The 22,743-nt window shown below is 65.5% G+C and carries 22 protein-coding genes and 1 tRNA gene; 14 read left to right on the top strand and 9 right to left on the bottom strand.

Features of this window, described 5'->3' with window-relative positions:
* Nucleotides 1-62: 62 nt before the first annotated feature.
* The 3 genes from H8F01_RS21750 to H8F01_RS16620 form a co-directional block, all read right to left on the bottom strand.
* Nucleotides 63-854, bottom strand: a complete 792-nt coding sequence (locus tag H8F01_RS21750; RefSeq protein ID WP_222615674.1) for a GAF domain-containing protein — start codon at nt 852-854, stop codon at nt 63-65.
* 202 nt (nt 855-1,056) lie between these two features.
* Nucleotides 1,057-3,012 carry a M61 family metallopeptidase gene (locus tag H8F01_RS16615; RefSeq protein WP_187056167.1) on the bottom strand — a complete coding sequence of 652 codons (1,956 nt, stop codon included), beginning with the start codon at nt 3,010-3,012 and terminating at the stop codon, nt 1,057-1,059.
* A 131-nt stretch (nt 3,013-3,143) separates the two neighbouring features.
* Nucleotides 3,144-3,998: a PhzF family phenazine biosynthesis protein gene (locus H8F01_RS16620; RefSeq protein WP_187056168.1), complete on the bottom strand. Its 855-nt coding sequence runs from the start codon at nt 3,996-3,998 to the stop codon at nt 3,144-3,146.
* A 259-nt stretch (nt 3,999-4,257) separates the two neighbouring features.
* Between H8F01_RS16620 and H8F01_RS16625 the strand changes: the two genes are divergently transcribed.
* From H8F01_RS16625 to fdhE, 6 genes are all read left to right on the top strand, one after another.
* Nucleotides 4,258-4,491, top strand: coding sequence for a GDCCVxC domain-containing (seleno)protein (locus H8F01_RS16625; protein WP_187056169.1), 234 nt, complete (start codon nt 4,258-4,260; stop codon nt 4,489-4,491).
* Between the two features lie 216 nt (nt 4,492-4,707).
* Entirely contained in the window at nt 4,708-5,301 is a 594-nt protein-coding gene (locus tag H8F01_RS22045) for a molybdopterin-binding domain-containing protein (protein WP_238481023.1), read from the top strand.
* A gap of 12 nt (nt 5,302-5,313) precedes the next feature.
* Nucleotides 5,314-7,785 (top strand): formate dehydrogenase-N subunit alpha, encoded by a 2,472-nt coding sequence (gene fdnG / locus H8F01_RS16630; protein WP_238481024.1) that lies wholly within the window; start codon nt 5,314-5,316, stop codon nt 7,783-7,785.
* Between the two features lie 10 nt (nt 7,786-7,795).
* Nucleotides 7,796-8,707 carry a formate dehydrogenase subunit beta gene (fdxH, locus tag H8F01_RS16635; protein WP_187056171.1) on the top strand — a complete coding sequence of 304 codons (912 nt, stop codon included), beginning with the start codon at nt 7,796-7,798 and terminating at the stop codon, nt 8,705-8,707.
* A complete protein-coding gene (locus H8F01_RS16640; protein ID WP_187056172.1) occupies nt 8,704-9,357 on the top strand; it encodes a formate dehydrogenase subunit gamma in 654 nt (217 codons plus the stop codon). The genes fdxH and H8F01_RS16640 overlap by 4 nt, the downstream gene beginning before the upstream one ends.
* Complete coding sequence (fdhE, locus tag H8F01_RS16645) at nt 9,354-10,304, top strand: formate dehydrogenase accessory protein FdhE (protein WP_187056173.1); 951 nt, start codon at nt 9,354-9,356, stop codon at nt 10,302-10,304. The genes H8F01_RS16640 and fdhE overlap by 4 nt, the downstream gene beginning before the upstream one ends.
* 43 nt (nt 10,305-10,347) lie before the next feature.
* On the opposite strand, the gene H8F01_RS16650 is transcribed toward fdhE, so the two are convergent.
* The gene (locus H8F01_RS16650; RefSeq protein WP_187056174.1) at nt 10,348-11,412 is read right to left on the bottom strand and encodes a permease; all 1,065 of its coding nucleotides are present in this window, start codon (nt 11,410-11,412) and stop codon (nt 10,348-10,350) included.
* A gap of 302 nt (nt 11,413-11,714) precedes the next feature.
* On the opposite strand from H8F01_RS16650, the gene selA reads away from it, so the two are divergent.
* The 3 genes from selA (at nt 11,715) to H8F01_RS16665 (ending at nt 15,179) form a co-directional block, all read left to right on the top strand.
* The gene (gene selA, locus H8F01_RS16655; protein ID WP_187056175.1) at nt 11,715-13,139 is read left to right on the top strand and encodes an L-seryl-tRNA(Sec) selenium transferase; all 1,425 of its coding nucleotides are present in this window, start codon (nt 11,715-11,717) and stop codon (nt 13,137-13,139) included.
* Nucleotides 13,136-15,130 carry a selenocysteine-specific translation elongation factor gene (gene selB / locus H8F01_RS16660; protein WP_187056176.1) on the top strand — a complete coding sequence of 665 codons (1,995 nt, stop codon included), beginning with the start codon at nt 13,136-13,138 and terminating at the stop codon, nt 15,128-15,130. Before selA ends, selB begins: the two co-directional genes overlap by 4 nt.
* A tRNA-Sec gene (locus H8F01_RS16665) sits at nt 15,083-15,179 on the top strand. Before selB ends, H8F01_RS16665 begins: the two co-directional genes overlap by 48 nt.
* A 17-nt stretch (nt 15,180-15,196) precedes the next feature.
* Here the strand turns inward: H8F01_RS16665 and selD are convergent.
* From selD to H8F01_RS16680, 3 genes are all read right to left on the bottom strand, one after another.
* Complete coding sequence (gene selD / locus H8F01_RS16670; protein ID WP_187056177.1) at nt 15,197-16,237, bottom strand: selenide, water dikinase SelD; 1,041 nt, start codon at nt 16,235-16,237, stop codon at nt 15,197-15,199.
* A 133-nt stretch (nt 16,238-16,370) separates the two neighbouring features.
* Nucleotides 16,371-16,775: a hypothetical protein gene (locus tag H8F01_RS16675; protein ID WP_187056178.1), complete on the bottom strand. Its 405-nt coding sequence runs from the start codon at nt 16,773-16,775 to the stop codon at nt 16,371-16,373.
* A complete protein-coding gene (locus tag H8F01_RS16680; protein WP_238481025.1) occupies nt 16,772-17,674 on the bottom strand; it encodes an alpha/beta hydrolase family protein in 903 nt (300 codons plus the stop codon). The genes H8F01_RS16675 and H8F01_RS16680 overlap by 4 nt, the downstream gene beginning before the upstream one ends.
* A 42-nt stretch (nt 17,675-17,716) precedes the next feature.
* Here H8F01_RS16680 and H8F01_RS16685 point away from each other — a divergent pair, with 42 nt between their 5' ends.
* The 3 genes from H8F01_RS16685 to H8F01_RS16695 all read left to right on the top strand — a co-directional run bounded on the left by H8F01_RS16685 (nt 17,717) and on the right by H8F01_RS16695 (nt 19,258).
* Nucleotides 17,717-18,298, top strand: a complete 582-nt coding sequence (locus H8F01_RS16685; protein ID WP_187056179.1) for a TetR/AcrR family transcriptional regulator — start codon at nt 17,717-17,719, stop codon at nt 18,296-18,298.
* Between the two features lie 90 nt (nt 18,299-18,388).
* A complete protein-coding gene (locus tag H8F01_RS16690) occupies nt 18,389-18,769 on the top strand; it encodes a VOC family protein (protein ID WP_187056180.1) in 381 nt (126 codons plus the stop codon).
* A gap of 147 nt (nt 18,770-18,916) precedes the next feature.
* Complete coding sequence (locus H8F01_RS16695) at nt 18,917-19,258, top strand: FxLYD domain-containing protein (RefSeq protein WP_187056181.1); 342 nt, start codon at nt 18,917-18,919, stop codon at nt 19,256-19,258.
* A gap of 36 nt (nt 19,259-19,294) precedes the next feature.
* Here H8F01_RS16695 and H8F01_RS16700 read toward each other — a convergent pair whose 3' ends face one another.
* Entirely contained in the window at nt 19,295-19,981 is a 687-nt protein-coding gene (locus H8F01_RS16700; protein WP_187056182.1) for a class I SAM-dependent methyltransferase, read from the bottom strand.
* 457 nt (nt 19,982-20,438) lie between these two features.
* Between H8F01_RS16700 and H8F01_RS16705 the strand changes: the two genes are divergently transcribed.
* Nucleotides 20,439-22,187, top strand: coding sequence for an aspartyl protease family protein (locus H8F01_RS16705; protein WP_238481026.1), 1,749 nt, complete (start codon nt 20,439-20,441; stop codon nt 22,185-22,187).
* Nucleotides 22,188-22,238: 51 nt separating this feature from the next.
* Here the strand turns inward: H8F01_RS16705 and H8F01_RS16710 are convergent, their stop codons facing one another.
* Entirely contained in the window at nt 22,239-22,397 is a 159-nt protein-coding gene (locus H8F01_RS16710) for a hypothetical protein (RefSeq protein ID WP_187056183.1), read from the bottom strand.
* Between the two features lie 190 nt (nt 22,398-22,587).
* Between H8F01_RS16710 and H8F01_RS16715 the strand changes: the two genes are divergently transcribed.
* Nucleotides 22,588-22,743, top strand: coding sequence for a hypothetical protein (locus tag H8F01_RS16715; protein WP_187056184.1), 156 nt, complete (start codon nt 22,588-22,590; stop codon nt 22,741-22,743).

The raw sequence follows: 22,743 nt of genomic DNA on the forward strand, positions 1-22,743 counted from the left end.
GCCGCTGTCGCGCACAGGGGGCGCTTCCACAGGGCGGTGCTGTGCGTCAGAGCGTGTCTTGCTCAGCGGGCCGGGCCGTGCACGGCGTGCCGCGAGGCCTGGTCGAGCTCCACGCCGATGGCGCGGGCATAGTCTTCCAGTACCTGGATGGTCGCCGGGTCCAGCTCGCGCGGCTGCGGATCCACCGCACACAGCGTGCCGAAGAAGCGGCCGTCGGCCAGGTAGATCGGCACGGAGATGTAACTCTCGAAGCCGTACAGCGCCGGTGTGGGATGGCAGGCGAACAGCGGGTGGGTGCTGGCGTGATTGAACACCACCGTCTGGCCGTGTTTGCGGATCTCGTTGCAGATGGTGGTTTCCAGCGCGAGATCCTGGCCGGCGCGCAGGCCGAAATCGATGGTGTCGTAGACGGCGCAGGCGGTCCAGCGGGTGTCGGAGACGCGCGCGACCGTGGCGAAGCGCATGCCAGTGGCACGCGATACCTCTTCCAGGATGATGGCGACGGCGGGCATGCGCGACACCAGGTCAATGTCGCGCCGCGCCGCTTCATGCTCGGCCGAACCGGGGCCGGTGGAAGTGCCGGGCGTCAGCCGTTCCAGCACGCGTCGCTGCAAGCTGATGCGCGACACGCGATGCACGAAATTGCGCAGATGGGCGGTGAGGCTGCGCAGCTGCCCAGAGGGCCCGGTAACCACCAGCCCGCGGGAATCCAGGCGCAAGTCGCTCAGGCGGTGCTCCGACTTGAACGCGTCCCGCTCGGCGGCAAAGGCCTCGATCCAGTAGCGGTCCGGGCGCGCGTTGAGAAAGGCCAGCATCACCGGTTCGCCGTCGCCGCCGCCCATGGGCGAGGGCATGTCGAATCCCGCGACAGAGGGCGGCCAGCTGTATCGGGTCGACGATTCGGGCGAGGGCATGGCGGCGTTTCCCGTGGCACTCTGTCTGCGGCCAAGTATGCGTCAACACCGCACGGTGCGGGGCTTTGGCCGTCTTGCAGGAAGCTGACGCCCGAGCCATGCCCGCCGGCCACGAAAGGCCGGCGGGACAACCGTCGCGTACTTACTTGCGCGGCGCGATGATTTCGCTCAGATAGTCCGGCGTGCCTTCCACGCGCACCAGATGCGGGTACTGCAGGCCATCGTGGTAATCCACCGCCACGGTGCGGACGCCGCCCTGGTACTTCATCAGCAACTGGATGGGTGCCTTGCCGGTCTTGGCGGCGGCAATGGCGTCCTTGAGCACGTCCTTGGAGTAGTCCTGGCCGTTGACCGCCACCAGGGTGGCACCGGTGGTGACGCCGGCCTTGAAGGCCGGGCCGCCCCAGCGCACGTCGTTGATCTCGCCCTTGTCGTTCATGGTCAGGCCGATGGACCAGGCGAAGTTGTACAGGTGGCGCGAGGGTTCCTGGCGACCGTTGTACTGCGCCTCGAAATCGCTTTCCTTGTCGGTGTAGACCAGCTTCCAGCCGGTGCCGGCCAGGCCGTCCTGCAGCGGCGGGTTCAGCTCGGCCACGTGTTCATGCAGGAACTTCGCCCAGTCGTACGGTGCCACGCCGTTGAGCGTGGCCACCACGTCGTCGAAGGTATAGGTCTTGGTGACGTAGCTGCCGTTGTCGACGCCGAAGAAAGCACGCGCGAAATCGTCCAGCGAGCGCTTGTCGTGGGTGAGCGAACGCAGCTTGGCATCCACTTCCAGCCACATCATCTGGCCGCCGCTGTAGTACTCCTCGCTCATCTGCCAGCTGCGATAAGGCAGGCTGGAACGACGCGCGGCGGTGGGATCGTTGGTGGTGTCTTCCAGCGTGCGCCACTGGAAGCCCACGCGGTTGCGCTCGTAGTTGGCTGCCGTCATGGCCAGTGCATCGCGGAACTGCTGCGCCGACCACAGGCCCGAACGCGCGGTGAGTACGTAGCCCCAGTACTGCGTCTGGCCTTCGTACACCCACAGCAGTGAGTCGCCCATGGGCACATTGAAGTTGGGCGTCCACAGGTCCGCGGGACGGCGGAACTTGCCATTCCACGAGTGCACGTACTCATGCGGCAGCAGGTCGCGGCCGGGGGCGGCGCCTGCCCAGTTGGTGAAGTAATCGGTCTCCAGCCCGTCTTCGCTGGACTGATGGTGCTCGGTGCCATTGCCGCCCATCACGTCGGACAGCGAGAACAGGAAGTCGTAGTGGTCGTAGTGGTGCGAGCCAAACAGCTTCACCGCCTGCGTGACCAGATTGCGGTGCACCTTCAGTTGTTCCGGCGACATCTCCAGGTACTTCGGCGCATCGGCAACCAGATCCATGTACACCGGCGCGTCGCCGCCCGGGTTGAGGTCCACGCGCTTGAAGTACTGGCCGGCGTATACCGGCGAATCGACCAGGTTGTTGAACGTCACCGGCTTGAACGTCACGGTGTCGCCCGACGTCGAGGCGGTTTCCAGCGCGGTGCCGAGCTGCCAGCCGTGCGGCAGCGTCATGCTGGGTGCGTAGGTGATGCCGCGCGTGAAATAGCCGGCGGGGTAGAGCGATACCTTGCTCCACTCCATGTCCATCATGCGGTCGGTGATGTCGAAGCCTTCGCTGTCGGTGCGGCCGGACAGGTACTGGAACTCGGCATCGATGGACGACACGCCCTCGGGCACATCTACATGGAAGGCGTACACGTTGTACTTGTCGCGCTTCCAGGCCAGCGGCTTGCCGTTGGCACTGAGCTTCAGTCCGGCCAGCATGCTGATGGGGCCGGTGGGCGAGTGGTCGCCGGGAATCCACTGCGGGTAGAGCAGGGTCAGCGCGCCGGCCTTGGCCGGAATGCTTTCGCGCACCCGGAAGATGCCTTGCACCGTGTCGCTGGCATCCACGTGCAGCGTCACCGTGCCGGGGTATTTCACGTCCTGCGGGGCCGGCACGTTGTCCACATAGGACTGCTGCGCCAGGGCGCTGCCCGCGGTGAGCGCAAGGGAAACGGCGAGGGCGAGGCGCGAGATCCTGCGACGGGCAGGCGTGGAAACAACGGCAGTGGCGCGAGACATGAGGGCTCCGGCAGGCGGCGGGACAATCCCGCTACTTAACACCACCCAAGCCCCGCAAGGCCATAGCGTGATGGCCATGCCGGTTGGCACTGGTGCGACGCATCGGGTGCTTGTCCCGGCCGCCCGGGGAGTCAGCCCATCAGGGGAATCGACAGCACGCCGTCGACCAGCGTGTGGGTCTGTCCGCTGATCCAGATGTCCTCGCCCTGTTGATCGACATGGATCCGGCCCGCGCGCCCGAGCATGCGTCCCTGGTTGACGATATAGCCGTCCGGGGCCTGCGGGTCGTGGCGGAGCCATTGCGCGATGCCGGCCATGAGGCTGCCCGTGACGGGGTCTTCGGGCACGGCGTCGCCGGCAATGAAGGCCCGGGCTTCAAACTCCGCGATCCCGCTTTCCGACGTGGCGGGCCACGCGGCAAAAATGCCTACCGGAACGTGGCCGAGCCGGCCGTAGTCGGGCGTGATCCGCAGCACCAGCTCCGGGCTGGAAAGCCGCAGGGCTACCCAGCCCGCACCGTTGTCCACCTGTTGCGCATCCATGACGTCCTGCGCATCGATGCCCAGCGCGGTGCAGATGGCGTCCACTTGTCCAGCCGGCAACGCACCGGAGGCGAGCAGCGGCGGCGCCGTGAACGCCAGGCGGTCGGCAAGCCGTCGGATACGCACCTTGCCGATCCCGCACTCCTGCAGGATCTCCTCGCCGCGTGGCACGCCGCCGGCTTCAAGCCATGCGTGACACGTTCCCAGCGTCGGGTGGCCGGCGAACGGCAACTCGCGCACCGTCGTGAAGATCCTCACCCGATAGTCCGCGGAGGGATCGGTGGGTTTGAGTACAAACGTGGTTTCGCTGAGGTTGGTCCAGCGCGCGATGGCCGCCATCTGGTCATCGGAAAGGCCGTCGGCGCCAAGAATGACCGCCACAGGATTTCCCTTGAATGCCTGTTCGGCGAAAACGTCCACTTGTTTGAAGGCGTAGCGAAGCACGGAGCACACCGGGAGGGCGGGGAATCGGCATTAATGCAGAATCCGCGTCGCCAGGCCAGCGCAAACCCGCGCCTTGGGTGCGGTAACGACCGCGGGGCGGCCAGAGGGGAGTGGGTGGCGGTGCGGCCGTTGTTCCCGGGAGCAAGCCACGGCGCTCCGGCACGCGTAGTTGCTTTGGTATAAGTTCAGGGCACCGGACGTCGATGCCGACGCTCGCCTCTGCCAATCCGGACCATCCGACCGACAGGCTCCGCAAGCCATGACGCGCACCGAAGCCGCAAACCTCGTGCTGGAATCCACGCTGACCTGCCCGCAGTGCGGTCACCAGAGCGTGGAGGTCATGCCGACGAACGCCTGCGTGTTCTTTCACGACTGTGCCGCTTGTGGCGCCTTGCTGAAGCCCCGGGCCGGCGACTGCTGCGTGTTCTGCTCTTACGGCTCGGTGCCGTGCCCGCCGATCCAGCAGCAGGGCTCGTCCTGCTGCGGACGCTGACCTCGCCAGGGCCCGCCACGCCTCGTTCTCCGGCGCTTCATGGCTCCGTTTGCCCGGCCTGCGCCGGTCCGGACATGACGGTCCACTTACGGAATCTGTGCTACCGTTTTTTCTGAACAACGGGGTCAAGCCCGTCGTCTTCATGGAGTAGTCGAGCCACGTCCACCGCCCAACAGCGGGCGGTATGTCCAGCCAGATTTTCCGGGAGCGCAAGCGATGGCACTCACGCGACGCGAGTTCATCAAGTTCACCGGCCTTGGGCTAGCTGCATCCAGCCTGGGCATGCTCGGCTTCGGGGCCTCGGGGGAGGCCCAGGCCGCCGCCGTACGGCCTTTCAAGCTCACCCACGCCACCGAAACGCGCAACACCTGCACGTATTGCTCGGTGGCCTGCGGCATCCTGATCTACAGCATGGGTGACCGTTCCAAGAACGCCCGTTCGAACATCATCCACATCGAAGGTGACCCGGATCATCCGGTGAACCGCGGCACGCTGTGCCCCAAGGGTTCGGCCCTGCTCGACATCGTGCATGCGCCCACCCGCCTCAAGGCGCCGCGCTATCGCAAGCCAGGCGGCACCGAGTTCGAAGAAGTGTCGTGGGATTTCGCGCTGGATCGCATCGCGCGCCTGATGAAGGACGACCGCGACAAGAACTTCATCGCGAAGAATGCCGCCGGCACCACCGTGAACCGCTGGACCAGCGTGGGCATGCTGGCGGCGTCGGCGTCGTCCAGTGAAACCTCCTACATCACGTGGAAGGTGGTGCGTTCCCTCGGCATGGTGGTGTTCGACAACCAGGCGCGCGTCTGACACGGACCGACGGTGGCCAGTCTGGCCCCATCATTCGGTCGCGGTGCGATGACCAACACCTGGCAGGACATCAAGAATGCCAATGTCGTCGTCGTCATGGGTGGCAATGCCGCCGAAGCGCATCCTTGCGGCTTCAAGTGGGTGATCGAGGCGAAGATCGAGAACGGCGCGAAGCTCGTTGTTGTCGATCCGCGCTTCACGCGCACGGCCTCGGTGGCCGATTACTACGCGCCGATCCGCCCGGGCACGGATATCGCGTTCCTCAACGGCGTGATCCGCTACCTGCTGGAGAAAGACCAGATCCAGCACGAATACGTGCGCTCGTACACCAATGCCGGCCTGATCGTGAAGGAGGGCTTCGGTTTCGAGGACGGCCTGTTCAGCGGCTACAACGAGGAAACGCACAGCTACGACAAATCGAGCTGGGATTACGAACTGGACGAGCAGGGCTTCGCCAAGTCCGACGACACCTGGCAGAACCCGCGTTGCGTGATGAGCCTGCTCAAGCAACACGTATCGCGCTACACGCCGGAGATGGTGTCGCGCATCTGCGGCACGCCACAGGACAAGTTCCTGCACGTGTGCGAACTGTTCGCCAGCACCGCCGCGCCGGACAAGGCCATGACCAGCCTGTTTGCGCTGGGCTGGACGCAGCACTCGGTGGGCTCGCAGAACATCCGCACCATGGCGATGGTGCAGCTGCTGCTGGGCAACATCGGTGTGGCCGGTGGCGGCATGAACGCGCTGCGCGGGCACTCCAACATCCAGGGACTCACTGACGTCGGCCTGCTGTCCAACCTGATGCCGGGCTATATGAACCTGCCCAACGACAGGGAAACCGGGCTGGACGTCTACATGAAGACCAAGCTGTTCAAGCCGCTGCGCCCGGGGCAGACCAGCTACTGGCAGAACTACCGCAAGTTCTTCGTGAGCTTCCAGAAGGCCATGTACGGCGATGCCGCCAAGGCGGAGAACGACTGGGCCTACGACTGGCTGCCCAAGCTGGACATCCCCCTGTACGACATCATCAAGGCCTTCGAGATGATGAACAACGGGCAGATGACCGGCTATATCTGCCAGGGCTTCAACCCGCTGCAGGCCTTCCCGGATCGCGGCAAGATCCGTCGCGGCCTGAGCAAGCTGAAGTTCCTGGTGACCATGGATCCGCTGGATACGGAAACCTCGCGTTTCTGGCAGGACTTTGGCCCGCAGAACCCGGCGAAATCCGCCGAGATCCAGACCGAGGTGTTCCAGCTTCCGACCACCTGTTTTGCCGAGGAAAACGGTTCGCTGGTCAATTCCGCGCGCTGGTTGCAGTGGCACTGGAAGGCGGCGGATGGCCCGGGCAAGGCGATGTCCGATATCTGGATCATGAGCGGCCTGTTCCATCGCCTGCGCGAGCTGTATCGCAAGGAGGGCGGCACGTTCCCCGATCCGCTGCTCAACGTCACCTGGAAGTACACCGACCCGGTGAACCCGGATCCGGAAGAACTGGCCAAGGAAATGAACGGTCGGGCGCTCACCGATCTCAACGATCCGGCCACCAACACGGTGGTGACCAAGGCGGACACCCTGCTGGACGGTTTTGCGCAGTTGCGCGATGACGGCAGCACGGCGTCCGGCTGCTGGATCTTCACCGGCTGCTTCACGGAAAAGGGCAACCAGATGGCCCGCCGCGATGCCACCGATCCGCGCGAGCAGGGCATTGCACCCAACTGGGCGTGGGCATGGCCGGCCAACCGGCGCATCCTCTACAACCGTGCCAGTGCCGATCCCGATGGCAAGCCGTGGAATCCGGCCAAGCCGGTCATTTCGTGGAACGGCACGCGCTGGGTGGGCGTGGACGTTCCCGATTACGGCCCTACGGTGAAACCGTCCGACGGCGTCGGTCCCTTCATCATGAATGCCGAAGGCATGGGGCGGCTGTTCGCACGCGACATGATGGGCGAAGGCCCGTTCCCGGAGCACTACGAGCCGCTGGAATCACCGGTGGAGAACGTGCTGCATCCCAAGGTGAAGTCCAACCCGATCGCCCGCGTTTTCGACGATGACCGCGCCAACTTCGGCACCGTGCAGAACTTCCCGTACGTGGCCACCACGTACCGCCTCACCGAGCACTTCCACTACTGGACCAAGCACGCACTGATCAACGCGATCCTGCAGCCGGAAGAGTTCGTCGAGATCGGCGAAGTGCTGGCCAAGGAGAAGGGCATCGAGCAGGGCGGCTGGGTGAAGGTGTCGTCCAAGCGCGGCGAAGTGATCTGCAAGGCGTATGTCACCAAGCGCATCAAGCCCATGATGGTCGATGGCAAACCCACCCACGTGATCGGTTGCCCCATCCACTGGGGTTTCACCGGGCAGGCGCGCAAGGGTTACGGCGCCAACACGCTGACGCCTTCCGTGGGTGATGCCAATACGCAGACGCCGGAGTTCAAGGCGTTCCTGGTCAACGTCGAAAAGACCAGCGCACCGGTCGCAGCCTGAGGACGCCGACATGTCAGACCTGCAATCGCAAGACTACATCCGGCGTTCCGCATCCACCATGACGCCGCCGCAGGCGCGCAACCACGAGGACGAGGTTGCCAAGCTGATCGACGTGAGCCGCTGCATCGGCTGCAAGGCCTGCCAGTCGGCCTGCATGGAGTGGAACAACCTGCGGCAGGATATCGGCCACTTCGAAGGCTCGTACCAGAACCCGAACGACCTCAGCCCCGACGTGTGGACGCTGATGAAGTTCGCCGAGTACGAGAACGAGCAGGGCAACCTGGAATGGCTGATCCGCAAGGACGGCTGCATGCACTGCGAGGATCCGGGCTGCCTGAAGGCGTGCCCTGCGCCGGGCGCCATCGTGCAGTACGCCAACGGCATCGTCGATTTCATCAGCGACAAGTGCATCGGCTGCGGCTACTGCGTGAAGGGCTGTCCGTTCGACATCCCGCGCATCAGCAAAACCGATCACAAGTCGTACAAGTGCACGCTGTGCTCCGACCGCGTGTCAGTCGGGCTGGAGCCGGCCTGCGTGAAAGCCTGCCCCACCGGCGCGATCATGTTCGGCTCCAAGACCGACATGAAGCACCAGGCGGCCGAACGCATCGTGGACCTGAAGGCGCGCGGTTTCGAACAGGCGGGTCTCTACGACCCGGCGGAAGTCGGCGGCACCCACGTGATGTATGTGCTGCACCATGCGGACAAGCCGTCCCTCTACTCGGGCCTGCCGGACAAGCCACACATCAGCGCGATGGTCTCGGCGTGGAAGGGCCTGGTCAAGCCATTGGCCTTGTTTGGCATCGCGGCTGCCGCATTGGCCGGATTCTTCCATGCCATCGTCGAAGGGCCGAACGAAGTGACCGACGAGGACGAGAAAGAAGGCGAGCGCGTTATCGAGGAATCGGAGAAGACGCCATGAGCCGGACCGTGATCACGCGGTACACCACGGTGAACCGCGTCAACCACTGGATCACCGCCATCTGCTTCGTGCTGCTGGTGCTCTCGGGGTTGGCGATGTTCCACCCGATGCTGTTCTGGTTGTCCGGGCTGTTTGGCGGCGGGCAGTGGATGCGCGCGGCGCATCCGTGGATCGGTTGCCTGCTGTTGCTCAGCTACCTCGGTCTGATCGTGCAGTTCTGGCGCGAGAACCTCGTGCACAAGGACGACGTCGAATGGATCAGGCAGATGCGCTTTGTCGTGGCCAATGATGAGGAACACATTCCGGCGGTGGGTCGCAACAATGCCGGCCAGAAGTTCGTGTTCTGGTCGATGACCCTGCTGGTGCCGGTGTTGTTCTTCAGCGGCCTGGTGATCTGGGAAGTCTATTTCGGTGAGTCGACCTCCATACCCGTCCAGCGCGCGGCGGTATTGATCCACAGCTTGGCGGCCATCGCGGCGATCCTGGTATGGGTAGTGCATGTCTACGCGGCCATCTGGGTGCGGCATTCGATACGCGCCATGACCCAGGGCTACGTGACGCCGGGTTGGGCCTGGCGCCATCATCGCGCCTGGTTGCGTGAAGTGGCTGCCGGCGAACACGGCAAAGACGTCATAAGGAAGCGCCCATGAAGATGGCCGGCAACCCACCGGAAGGAAAGTGGAGCGGACCGTCCCACGCGGGCGTCAAGGCGCCTAGTCCCATCGTGCTTGCCAACGCGGCACGGCGCTTTTCCGCCACCGCGCAGCGGCTGGAGCAGCTGGCCGCCGGGCATCCGCTGGAGCCCTGGCTGCGTTTCATGGCGGCCCTGGCCGATGCGCAGCACACCGTCGCCACCACCCTGGTGCCTGCCGTCTCGCTAAGTCCGGCGGTGGTGGTGCAGGCCGTCGAAGCACGCCTGCCGCCACTGGCGGCGGACGGCCATCGCCGCGACCCATCGTGGACTGACGGGCTGGCCCTGTTGCTGGAACTGGTCGACGGCAGCGCACTGCCCGTTGCCGCGCAGGACGCGATGGAACAGCTGCGCGGCAGCGATGCCGCCACGCTGGAGAAACTGGCCGACCAGTTCCTGCGCGGCGGACTGGCCGCGGCCGATGCGGCCGCTGCCGTCTATGTCGCCGCGGCGCTGCAGGTCTATTTCACCTGTTCGGCCGCGCAGCTGGAGGTGGATGACCTGCGCCTGCTGGAAGAGCGCGCGCTCTGCCCGTGCTGCGGATCGCCCTCGGTCGCCGGCATGATCACCGCCAGCGGCGTCACGCCGGGCACGCGCTACCTGTACTGCTCGCTGTGTTCCACTGCCTGGAATCACGTGCGCGCGGTGTGCATCACCTGCGGCGGCACGCGCCACCTGTCCCTGCAGGCCATTGAAGACGATGCGGGCGTGGTGAAGGCCGAGACCTGCGGCGATTGCCACACCTACACCAAGCTGCTCTACCAGCTGCAGGACATGCAGGTGGACCCGTATGCGGACGACCTGGCCTCGCTGGGCCTGGATCTGCTGATCGCCGAAGCGGGCTACGCACGACATGCGCCCAACCCGCTGTTGCTGATGGGCGACGACGAAGCCGTCGAAGGGTAGTGCGGGCGTTTCCACCGGTGTCGACGCATCGACACCGGTGTGTTCAATGCATCCCCAGCCACACGGCCAGCAGCCCACCCAACACGCCGAAGCCGGCCACCGACAGCGCCACGGTCACCAGCGTTCGCGCAGAGAACGAGCGCGACAGCATGACCAGCGACGGCAGGCTGACCGCCGGCAAGGTCAGCAGCAGCGCCGCAGCAGGCCCGCCACCCAGGCCCAGCGACAGCATCGCCTGCACAATCGGCACCTCGCCGGCCGTCGGGATCACGAACAGCATGCCGGCCAGCGACAGGGTGACGATCCACAGCAGGTGGTTGCCAATGGCCGGGCCGATCTCCGGGAACAGCCACGCGCGCGCTGCGCCGAGCAACAGCACGATCACGATGTACTCGGGAATCAGGCGTGCCGTCATGCGCGCGAAGATGCGCATCCAGCGCAGGCCGACGCCGGCGAAGGTGAGTGGCTCCGTGGCGGCCAGCGGCATCCGGTCGAGCTCACCCGGTTCCGGTCTGGCCATCCGGTTGGCCAGCCAGCCCAGGCCAAACACCATCGGCACGCCCAGCACCACGCGCAGCAGGCTCCAGTGCCAGCCGAGCACGAAGCCCATGAACACCAGGGTGGCCGGGTTGAGCAGGGTGTTACCCAGCCAGAACGCCATGGCGGCACCTGCCGAAGCATGTTGCTGGCGCAGGCCTGCCACCACGGGCGCGGCGCAGCACGTGCACATCATGCCGGGCACGGCCAGCAGGCCGCCGGTAAGCACCGCGCCGAAGCGGTGACCGCCCAGCAATCGCTGCACCGCGCTGGCCGGCAACAGGGCCTGGATGCCCGAACCCAGCAACAGGCCCAGCACCATCGCCTGCCAGATCGCCTTGCCATAGGCCAGCGCATAGTCCAGTGCGGCCTGCCAAGACGGTGCCGGTGCACTGGCGGCGTCGCCCATCAGGATCGAGTGACCGATGGCGTGGTGCTCGGCGGCCACGAAGGCGCGTCCGTAATACGGGTACCACTTCACGTAGAACAGGCCGGCAACGGCCAGCAGGAAAAACAGCAACAGCGGCCAGCGGGTGCTGGTGTGACGCGCGGTCTGCACGGCGGCGGGCATCGATCCCTCCTGCGAACGGGGCGGAGATCAAGGCCCTACAGGGCACGTGCTTGCCCGGTAGGCCGCAGGCGAGCTGCGCTGCGGAGGGCAAGGAACCACGGCCAGCGAGGCGGCCGTGAGGCGAGCATGCTACGGCGCGTGGCCCTTGTCACCCCGTGCCGCGAACCGCCCGGCACGCGGCTGGTATCGGCTCACCTTGACCCCGCGAGGCGCGCCCCGGCAGCATACGAGTCACCCCAAGCCTTCATTGCCGTACTTCCGGATCGACGTACCGGAGTCGGCGGTGCCAGTGGAAGAGCGTCATGGCCGAGCCCGAGGTCAATGTCCTGCGCCACCTGCCGGCGGTTGCCGCCGTGCTGGCGACCGCGGAAGCCGCGTTGCTGGTGGAGCGCCATGGGCGCGTGGCCGCCACCGAGGCCATTCGCAAGGTCATCGACGACGCGCGCGATGCCCTGCGGGAGACGCCTTCGGACGTACCGGGCGCCAGCGAACTGGCGCAGCAGGCGCTGGCGCGGCTGGATGCGCGCACACCGGGCCTGCGTCCCCTGTTCAACCTTACCGGCGTGGTCCTGCATACCAACCTGGGCCGCGCCGTGCTGGCCGAGGCGGCCATCGAGGCGGCGGTGGAGGCGATGCGCCACGCCGTGGCGCTGGAGTACGACCTGACCGGCGGCACGCGCGGCGAGCGTGACGATCACGTGCGCGACCTGCTGTGCGAACTGACCGGCGCGCAGGACGCCACCGTCGTCAACAACAATGCGGCCGCCGTGCTGCTCGGCCTCAACACGTTCGCATTGGGACGCGAGGCGGTGGTATCGCGCGGGGAGTTGATCGAGATCGGTGGCGCGTTCCGCATGCCCGACATCATGGCGCGCGCTGGCGCGCAGATGGTCGAAGTGGGCACCACCAACCGCACCCATGCGGCCGACTATCGCGATGCGTTCAACGAGCGTACCGGCCTGGTGCTCAAGGTGCATACCTCCAACTACCGCATCCAGGGTTTCACCGCGGAGGTCGGTGCGCGCGAACTGGCCGCCTTGGCCGACGCTGCAGGCGTGCCGCTGCTCAACGACCTGGGTTCGGGAAGCCTGGTCGACCTGTCGCGTTACGGGCTGGCGCGCGAACCCACCGTGCGCGAGGCGGTGGAAGAGGGCGCGCGGCTGGTCACCTTTTCGGGCGACAAGTTGCTGGGCGGTCCGCAGGCCGGATTCATCGTGGGCGATCGCGCCTTGATCGCGCAGATCAACCGCAACCCGCTGAAGCGCGCCTTGCGCGTGGACAAGCTGCGCCTCGCGGCTATCGAGGCCACGCTGAACCTGTATCGCGATCCTGACCGCCTGGCGCAGCGCCTGCCGACCTTGCGCTTCCTTGCGCGCGACAAGGTCGATATCGGCGCGCAGGCGCGCCGCCTGCAGCCGGTCGTGGCCGCGTCGCTGGGCGATGCCTTCGCGGTGGAGGTGGGTGAGTGCCTCAGCCAGGTCGGCTCCGGTGCCTTGCCGCTGGACACGTTGCACAGCGCGGCCTTGCTGATACGGCCGCGCGGCAGCCAGAGTGAACTGGAGCGCCTGAACACGGCACTGCGTGCGCTGTCGCGCCCGGTGGTCGGTCGCATTGCCGACGGCGCGTTGCGACTGGATCTGCGTTGCCTGGCCGAAACGGACGAAGCCTTGTTCGTCGCGACGCTGGCGCGACTGGACCTGCACGGCCCCGCTGCGCGCACGCCATGATCATCGGCACCGCGGGTCACATCGATCACGGCAAGACCTCGCTGGTCCAGGCCCTGACGGGCGTGGACACCGATCGCCTGAAGGAAGAGAAGGCGCGCGGCATCACCATTGATCTGGGCTTTGCCTATCTGCCGCTGGACGACGAGCTCATCCTCGGTTTCGTCGATGTACCCGGGCACGAGCGCTTCGTGCACACCATGGTGGCGGGCGCCAGTGGCATCGATCTCGCCCTGCTGGTGGTCGCCGCCGACGACGGCGTGATGCCGCAGACGCTGGAACACCTGGCGATTGTTGATCTGCTCGGTGTCCGCCGCGGCGTGATCGCACTGACCAAGGCCGATCTGGCAACGCCCGAACGCATCGATGCCGTACGTGCGCAGATCCGCGAGGCAATCCGGGGGACGGTGCTGGAAGGCGCGGACATCCTGCCGGTTTCCGCCGCTACCGGCCTGGGCGTCGATGCGCTGCGCGAACGACTCGCCACGGAAGCGCTGAAGCTGGGCGAACGTGCGGATGACGGTCGTTTCCGGCTGGCGGTGGATCGCGTGTTCACCTTGCCCGGCATTGGCGTGGTGGTCACGGGCACGGTGCTCAGCGGCGTGGTGCATGTGAAGGACCAGGTGATGCTGAGCCCCACCGGGCTTGCCGCGCGCGTGCGTTCCCTCCACGCGCAAAACCGTCCGGTGGAACGCGGGCGGGCGGGTGACCGTTGCGCGCTGAATCTGGCCGGCGAGGGCATCACCAAAGAGGCGATCCATCGCGGTGACATGGTGGTGGATCCCTTCCTGCATGGACCCACGGATCGTATCGACGCACGCGTGCACCTGTTGCCGGGCGAGTCGAAGCCGATGGGGCAGTGGTTTCCGGCGCGCCTGCATCACGGCTCGGTGGAGGTGGGCGCACGCATCGTTTTGCTGGAGGGCGAATCCGTGCAACCCGGGCACGCGGCGGACGTGCAGCTGGTGCTGAGCCGACCCATTGCCGCTGCCACGCTGGATCGCTTCGTGCTGCGCGATGTGTCCGCGCAGCGCACGATAGGTGGCGGCCATTTCCTCGATCTGCGCGCGCCGGCGCGACAGCGCCGCACCGAAGGGCGCCAGGCCGTGCGCGCCGCACTGGGCATGGTCGATGCGCAGACGGCGCTTGGCGCCTTGCTCGATGCGCCGCCGTTCGTATGGGACGTATTGAGTTTCGCAAGGGATCGCGCGCTGTCCGACGCGTCGCTGGCGCACATCGTTGCTTCGCTGTCGCCTGAGCTATTCGACCTTGGCACGCAACGCATCGCCATGAGCCGGCCGCGCTGGCAGGGCTTTGTCGCGGGCCTGCTCGACTATCTGCAGACCTTCCACACCGCCAACCCGGACTTGCAGGGGGTCAGCCGGGAAAAGCTGCGTCTGGCGACGCAGACTCGCCTGCCGGCGGCAGCGTTCACGAAGGCGCTGCAGCATGCGGACCTCGACGGCCCGGTAGTTCGCGACGGTGCATTCGTGCGTCTGGCCAGTCATTCGCTGCAGTGGATTCCCGAGCGCGAAGCGTTATGGCAGTCGGTGGCGCCCCTGCTGGGTGGCGAAGAGCGCTTTCGTCCGCCGCGCGTGCGCGACGTCGCCGACGCGCTGGCGCGCCCCGAGAAAGGCATCCGGCAGTTGATGGGCTTTGCAGCGCGGCTGGGCCTGGTCGATGAAGTGGCACACGATCACTTCTTCCTGCGCACCACCATGCACGAGATGGTGCTGATCGCGGCCGACATTGCGGCGCAGGCACCGGACGGCCGTTTCACTGCGGCGCAGTTCCGCGACCGCCTCGACAACGGTCGCAAGGTGGCCATCCAGATTCTGGAGTTTTTCGACCGTCAGGGTGTCACGCTCAACCGTGGTACCTTGCGCAGACTGCAGGCGGGTTACCTCGACTTGTTCGGTGCCTCGCCCTCGATCGTTCCGTCACATGGAAGAGAATCGTCTCCGGTGGGGCGTCCGGACTTCAAATCCGGGTGAGGCAGGCAAGACTGCCTCGGGTGGGTTCGACTCCCATTCTCTTCCGCCACTTTTCCGGTGGCTGGTTCAGAGCACTTCGATGCCGGGTGTGCCCGCGGCAACCTCGCCGATGATGCTGGCGCGCGGATACCCCGCAGCCTCGATCATGGCGCGGATATCTTCAGCGCGCTCCGGCCGGCACGACACCAGCAGGCCACCGGAGGTCTGCGGATCGGTGAGCAGGGCACGCCGCCACTCCGGCAGGTCCGCGGGCAGGGCGACACCCTCGCCGTAGCTGGTCCAGTTCCGTCGTGAGGCACCGGTGATGTAGCCGGCCTGGGCCAGTGTTTCCGCCTGGGTGAACCACGGAATGCGCGAGAGCTGGATGCGGATGCGCGCACCGCAGCCACGCGCCATTTCCATGCCGTGACCGAGCAGACCGAACCCGGTGACGTCGGTGATCGCGTGCACGTCCTTGTCCTTGGCCAGTTCGTGGCCGACGCGGTTGAGCAGCGTGGTCGAGGCCAGCATTTCCGCATAGGCGTCGGCCGGCAAGGCCTGCTTCTTGAAGGCCGCGGAGTAGATGCCCACGCCGATGCCCTTGGTCAGGATCACCGCATCGCCCACCTGCGCACCGCTGTTGCGGCGCACGTCCGCCGGTGCGCAGAGACCGATGGCGGCCAGGCCGTAAATGGGCTCGGCCGAATCGATGGAATGCCCCCCGGCCACGGGAATACCGGCCTCCGCGCAGATCGACTCGCCACCGGCGAGGATCGCGCGCACCGTCTCCACCTCCATCTTGTCGAGCGGCATGCCGAGGATGGCCAGCGCCATGATCGGCTTGCCACCCATCGCATACACGTCCGACAGCGCATTGGCGGCGGCGATGCGGCCGAAATCATGTGGATCGTCCACGATCGGCATGAAGAAGTCGGTGGTGGCGATGACACAGGTGCGGTCATCCACCTGCCACACCGCGGCGTCATCGCTCGATTCGGTGCCGACCAGCAGTTGGGCGAACGGTGCCGTCGCCGGTTTTCCGGCCAGCAATTGCTGGAGCACGGCAGGCGCAAGCTTGCAGCCACAACCGCCACCATGGGCGAGGTCGGTCAGTCGCACAGAGGACATGCAGGAGCCTCCGGAAGCTTCGATGGCGCAGCGGCCAGGGTCCCTGCAGCATAGCGAAATGCGTGGGAGGCTGAAGCGGTCTTGCCGCCCAGGTCCCGTGCATCGCGATGGCGCCTTGCCACCGCGATGGCGTTCACTTCGCCTCGACAGCGTCCGCCGTGCGTCGCCGCGGCATCGCCAGATACGCAATCAGCATGATGGCCAGTGCCGCTTCCAGCAGGATGAACGCGTTGATGCGATGGGAAATCGCATGCATGGGCGCGTAGCGGTAGTGGCCGAGCGAGAGCAGATTGGCCACGCCATAGCCAAGCAGGACCAGTGAGCCCGTGAGGGTTGCGCCGCGCCGGACTTGCCGGTAACCCAGCCACGCGAGCGGTGTCATCACGAACCAGAATGCATCGACGATGGAAGGATTGATCCACGTCGGTTCCGGGTACTCCCCGAAGAACAACACATTGTCCGTGTAATGCAGGATGCTGGCGGCCACATTGGCCAGCAGCAGCCACTTCAACCCGGTCAGCCAGCGCAATGGGCTCACGACGTGGAACCGGCGGGCGGAAGCGTGGCGAACCAGGACAGCGCATCGCGCCACAACGGTTCGGCGGCCGGGCGGAAGTAACCCATGTGGCCCACCTTGCCGCCGATACGTGTGGGGTCCAGGTCCTGGCGGGTCAACGGCGCGTTGCAGTAAGCCTGTACGAAGGCATCGCGCGACGTTGGCGAGGCCCATGCATCGTCCAGTGCGTTGACCGCCACGATGGGCGTCTGGACGGCTGCATAGCTGTGCTCGATGCCCTGCATTGCCGGGTCGTCGAAGAAGTAGTGGGGAAACCCGCACCAGTGGCGCCATTGCCGGAACACGTCCGTCGGCAGGTCTTCACCCAGCCCCAGCATCCGCCAAGGGCAATAGCCCTTCCACCAGGTCAGCAGCGGCAGCACGACGCGCCACATGGCAAGCACGCGCACGCGTTCGAAACGCGGCATCCAGCCATGCCAGCCGGCACCGGTGCCAAAGACGTAGAAGCCGGTGACCTTGCCGTGGTTGGGCGCAAGGCCAAAGCCGTGGCCGCCATAGGAGTGACCGACGACATACAGCGGGACATCGTCGCCGGCCATCGCATCGATGGCGGCGGCCAGATCCTGGCGTCCCCAGTCCAGCAGGTCCATGCGGAACCCGCGCAGCGACGGCGGGCTCGACTGGCCCACGCCGCGGTAGTCGAAGATCAGCGTGTCATAGCCCTGCGCGCTGGCGAACTGCGCAAAGCGTCGATAGAAACCCTGCGGTACGGCCGTGGCACCGGCCACCACCAGACGGCCGCGCAGAGCACCCACCGCCGGAAAGCGCGTGCCAGACAGCACGTAACCATCGCGAGCAGTCAGCGTGAAGGCTTCGCCAGGCGAGGGTGGTGCTTGATCTATAACAGTCGTCATATTCATGAGAAGCTATATCCAGACGACTGTCTTAGCAAGGTGCCGCCCATGAGTCCCCGCCAGTCCGATACCCGCGAACGCCTGGTGGGTGCGGCCGCCGACATGCTGGCCCGCCATGGCCTCAACGCCACCAGCATCCGTGAAATGGCGAAATGGGCGGCTACGCCGCTCGGTTCGACCTACCACCATTTTCCGGATGGCAAGCAACAGCTGGTCATCGAGGCCGTGACGCTGGCTGGCGCGCGTGCTGGCGCAGGACTTGATCGCCACCTGCAGAATGGCACGTCAGCCGGTCTGCGCGGTTTTCTCGCCATGTGGCGCGAGATCCTGATCCGCTCCGAATTCCACAACGGTTGTCCGGTGATGGCGGTGGCGGTGGAAGAGCCACTCGGTGAAGCCGATGACGACGTGCTTGCGGCGGCGGCAGCGGTGTTCCGTGACTGGGAAGGCAAATTGATACTCGCCTTGCGTGCCGATGGCATCACCCCGAAGCTGGCGCAGGAGTACGCCACGCTGATCGTGGCCAGTGTGGAAGGCGCCATCGTGCTTTGCCGCGCCCAGCGCGATATCGCACCGTTCGACCGGGTGTCGCGCCGGCTCGGGGCGATGGTGGCCAGCGCCATCGGCTGACCGTGCCGGCCTGCGGGTGGACGTGGCGAGGCAAAGAGGGCTAGATGTGGTTGCACCTCATGCCGTGCGCCTTTCCCGCAGGAGAACGCCATGCATCACTCGCGTCTGTGTGCCGTGCTTATCGATTGCAAGGTGGAGGATATCGATCAGGCCGCCCGCTTCTGGGCCGATGCCCTCGGCAGGCCGGTCGACAGCGAGCATCCGGGCACGCGTGGCCCGTACCGCATGCTGGAGACGCCGGAGGGCGAGCCCATCGTGCAGATCCAGCGCGTGGAACACGAAAGCCGTGTCCATCTGGATATCGAGACCGATGATATTCCCGCCGAAGTGGCGCGGCTGGAACAACTCGGCGCCCGCGTGGTGAATCGCCTCGAGCGGTGGGTGGTGATGCAGGCACCCAGCGGGCAGCGATTCTGCGTGGTGCGCATCCAGCGGCCGGACTATCCCCGGAACGCCAATCGCTGGGATTAGGCCGCGCGGCGGAAGGTGGCGGAACGATGCAGCGGGTGAACATCCGGTGGTCCGATGGCAATGTGTGATCGACTCGAGCAAAACCACCGGGAAGCTCGGTAAGCTACGCGGCCCCGTTTCCGTACACCTTCCGGTCTGAAGTACACGATGAATCTGCGTTCCGCCGCTGCACTGTTCCTCCTCGGCCTTGGCCTGTCAGTCACCGCGCAAGCCAACGGCGCGAAGCCCACGGTGCACGTGGGGTCCTATCGGGTCGAGCGCGACGTAACGCCCGGCCGCAACAAGGTGGTGGGCACACTGACCAATACCGGACGCGCGCCGGTGCATTCGGCGAAGGTGAGCTTCCGCCTCTACGACGCCAAAGGGCGCGTGGTAGGTCGGGCCAGCGACGAAGTGCATGACCTCCGACCGGGCCATACCTGGAAATTCCATGCGCACGCACGCGGCAACGTGAGCCGCGCGCGGCTTCTGCATGTCGAGGCGAAATAACCCTCCAGCGTCACGGGGTGGCTGGCGAGGCATTGGTCAGGTCAGGCTGCCCCGGCCGTAGATATAGAAATCGGCCAGTGAACCCGTGTCGTTGTCTCCGGCATAGGGATAACGATTGGGGATGTGTCGCAACAGCCGCCAGCCTGGCGCATGCGTGCGCACCCAGTGACTGAACTGGCGGTGGCGCACATGCGCGGATGGTGTGTGCGGTTCGTCCTTGTCGGACGAGTAGATCACCACGTAGTCGCGCGCTGCGCCGAACAAGGTGCGCATGTAGGTGGCGAACACCTCGTCCTCGGTCAGGTGATAGATCACGTCCAGCGACATGGCGAGCTGCGCCATCTGGCCGGCGTAGTCGTGCACGAGACTGAACGACTTGCTTGCATCGCCGTCGAAGCGGCTCTTGCATCCGGCGATGGCGTGGGGACTCACGTCCAGGCCGAGATAGGCGGGGTAGTTGGCCAGCGTGAGCTGGTTGCCGTCGCCGCAGCCGAACTCGATGACGTCCTGGATATGGTAGGTAGCGACGAAGTCGTTGAGCACCTCGGCCTTGAACTCGGCGAGGCGGTTGTACGAACCTGCGCCCGAATTGCCACCGTCGCGATATCGTTCGATCCAGTAGTCCTCCGAACCGTGAAAGGGCTTGGGCGGGCTGAGCCATCGCCGGTAGACGTTCTGGGCCGCGGGGCCGATGACGGGAATTCGCTTGATGAGGTTTTTCATGGCAGCGCTCTCGTAACGTGATGATCCGTTATGTCGCCTAGGTGGTTACCCCGTGCCCACGCTTCAGCACCGATGTTGATGGTTCCGCCGGCCCATGAACGCCTCAAGGGGCGCTTCCATGGTCAGTGCCAGCGACTCTGCCGTAACACGCACTGGCCGTGTGGGGTAACGTCACCCACGCCGTCATGTTGCGGCAGAGGAGCCTGAATGTTCAGGTTGTCGCCCATGATGAAAGGCGGGCGACCGACCTAGGCTAGTCGTTCTTTGCGCAAAAAGGTCGTGGTGAGACGGCTGCGCAGGGGCGGGAGTTCAGCATCGATACGGGTTGTTCATTCATCGCTTGTGGCGAGCGTTCGCACCAGGAAAAGTGAACAGCGCCGTTGGCAGTCGTATGATCATCGCGCCGCCGGTCGATACGACCCCATGCGCGGTCGTGGCAAACAGGGGAGGGATGGGGATGTTGCGTTCTTGCTGCATCGGCATGGGCCTGTTGTTCGCCACTCACGTCTGGGCCGGCGAATGCCATCTGGAAAGCTATGGCACCTTGCCCGTGGAAATGGTTGGCAACCAGGCGACCACCATGGTGAAGATCAACGGCCAGAGCACGCGCTTCATTCTCGATACCGGTGCGTTCTTCAACATCATGTCTGCTGCCAACGCCGCGGCGCTTGGCTTGCGACTGCAGCCGGCACCGTTTGGTTACCGCGTCAGTGGCATCGGTGGGTCGGCGAATATCCAGCAGGCGCACGTCAAGGAGTTCGGCATCCTCGATACCACGCTGAAGAACGTGGACTTCATTGTCGGGGGCAGCGATGCCGGCAATGGTCTGCTGGGTGCCAACCTGCTCGACATCGCGGATCTTGAGATCGACCTGGCGCACGGCAAGCTGACCCTGTTCAAGGCCGAGCACTGCGATAACACGTCGCTGGCGTACTGGGTGAAGGACGACAAGTACAACCTCGCGGATATCGAGCGCTCCCCGAATCGGTTCGACCGGCGCACCTTTGTCAACGTGACCATCAACGGCAGAAAAGTGCGTGCGCTGATCGACTCCGGGGCTGCCGCCACCGTGCTTTTTCGCGAAGCTGCCGAGCGTATCGGCATCGACGTCAGTGCCAGAGATGTGAAGTCGGGCTTTACCAGCTTTGGCGTGGGTGGCCGGCCCGTGCATTCGTGGACGGTGAATATCGATTCGTTCTCGGTGGGTTCGGAAACCATCCAGCACAGCCAGATGCAGGTGCTGGACGGCTCCACCAACGACGGCACGGACATGCTGCTTGGCGTCGATTTCCTGCTTGCGCACCACATGTTCATCGCCACCAGCAAGGGCAAGGTCTACTTCACCTATAACGGTGGTCGCGTATTCACTTATGCGCAGGCGCCGGGGGATGACGGCAAGGCGATGACGGACACCAATGCGGCGTCGCCAAAGTCGGCCGCAGACGCGGCCATGCTCGGGCAGGCGCACCTGTCACGTGGCGAGGCGCATGCCGCCGTTGCTGATCTGGATGAAGCCATCCGCATGGCGCCCGGGCAGGCCGACTATTACGTGATCCGCGCACGGGCATTCCAGGCCGACATGCAGCCGGAGGCTGCCGCCGCTGATCTGGACACGGCGTTGAGCCTGCAACCCAGGCAGGTCGATGCGTTGCTGATGCGCGCACGGCTTCGCCTGGCGCACAAGGATCGAGCCGGCGCCGCGTCCGACGCGGCCACGGCCAGTGCAGCGGTGACAGCGGGCTCCACGCAGGCGCGTGCCGTGGCGAGCCTCTACATCCAGCTGGATCAACCGGCCTCTGCGCTGCCTTTGCTCGACGACTGGATTCGCCTGCACGGTGACGACGCGATGCTCGGCGCCGCGCTCAACGAGCGCTGCTGGGCGCGCGCACTGAGCAACCAGATGCTCGACGATGCCTTGAAGGATTGTCGCAAGGCGATACGGCGTGATGGCCAGAACCCGGCGTATCTCGACAGTCTTGGCCTGGTGCAACTGCGGCTGGGGCAGTATCCCGATGCCATCAAGGCCTACAGGCAATCGCTGGCGGAAAAGCCGGATACAGCGTGGTCGCGATATGGGCTTGGCCTTGCCGAAATCCGTGCGGGGCAAGCGGATGCGGGCCAGGCCGATCTGGTCGCTGCGCGCGCCCTTGATCCACATATCGAGACGCAGGCCGCGGGCTTCGGGTTGACGGCATCCGGGCCGTAGTCGCGGCCTTCGTCAGTCCGGGCGATTCAACGACCAGGCGGATGGCGGCATTCAATCATCCGCGGTAATGCCGTGCTCGACGCTGGGCGGCTTGCCGATCTGGCTGGCAAGGCCAATGGCAATGGCGCTGTAGATGGTGACGCAGAGCAGGGAAAGGGCGATCAGCACCAGCGTCATCCGGGTGGGCTTCTTCAGCTTGAGCTTTTTCATGGGTGGGTCAGTTCGGTCACATGCCGAACGTTGACGTCGGCGGGAGAAGAAAGTCTGACAGGCGGGAGCGGTCGCCCTGCGCGGCAGGAAAGCGCATGCGACAAAGTGCGCGTGGATGCCGCGTGGATGGCGACGCGGTGTCTCAGGAAGTGCTGACACTCACTGATGAAGTGTCAACGTTGAACGCCATGTGCAGTTCGAGGTGCTGCGCAGTACTGCAGGCGTGATCAGGCAGCCGTTGAGCGGCGAGATGTTCGGCAGCCTGACCGGCGCCGTGCTTCTGCTGTTCGATGCGGCTATCGCATGGGCGATCGAACGGCCACCCGAAAGCCGTCCATCGTGCTGA

Source organism: Dyella telluris, from assembly GCF_014297575.1.
GTDB classification, from domain to species: domain Bacteria; phylum Pseudomonadota; class Gammaproteobacteria; order Xanthomonadales; family Rhodanobacteraceae; genus Dyella; species Dyella telluris.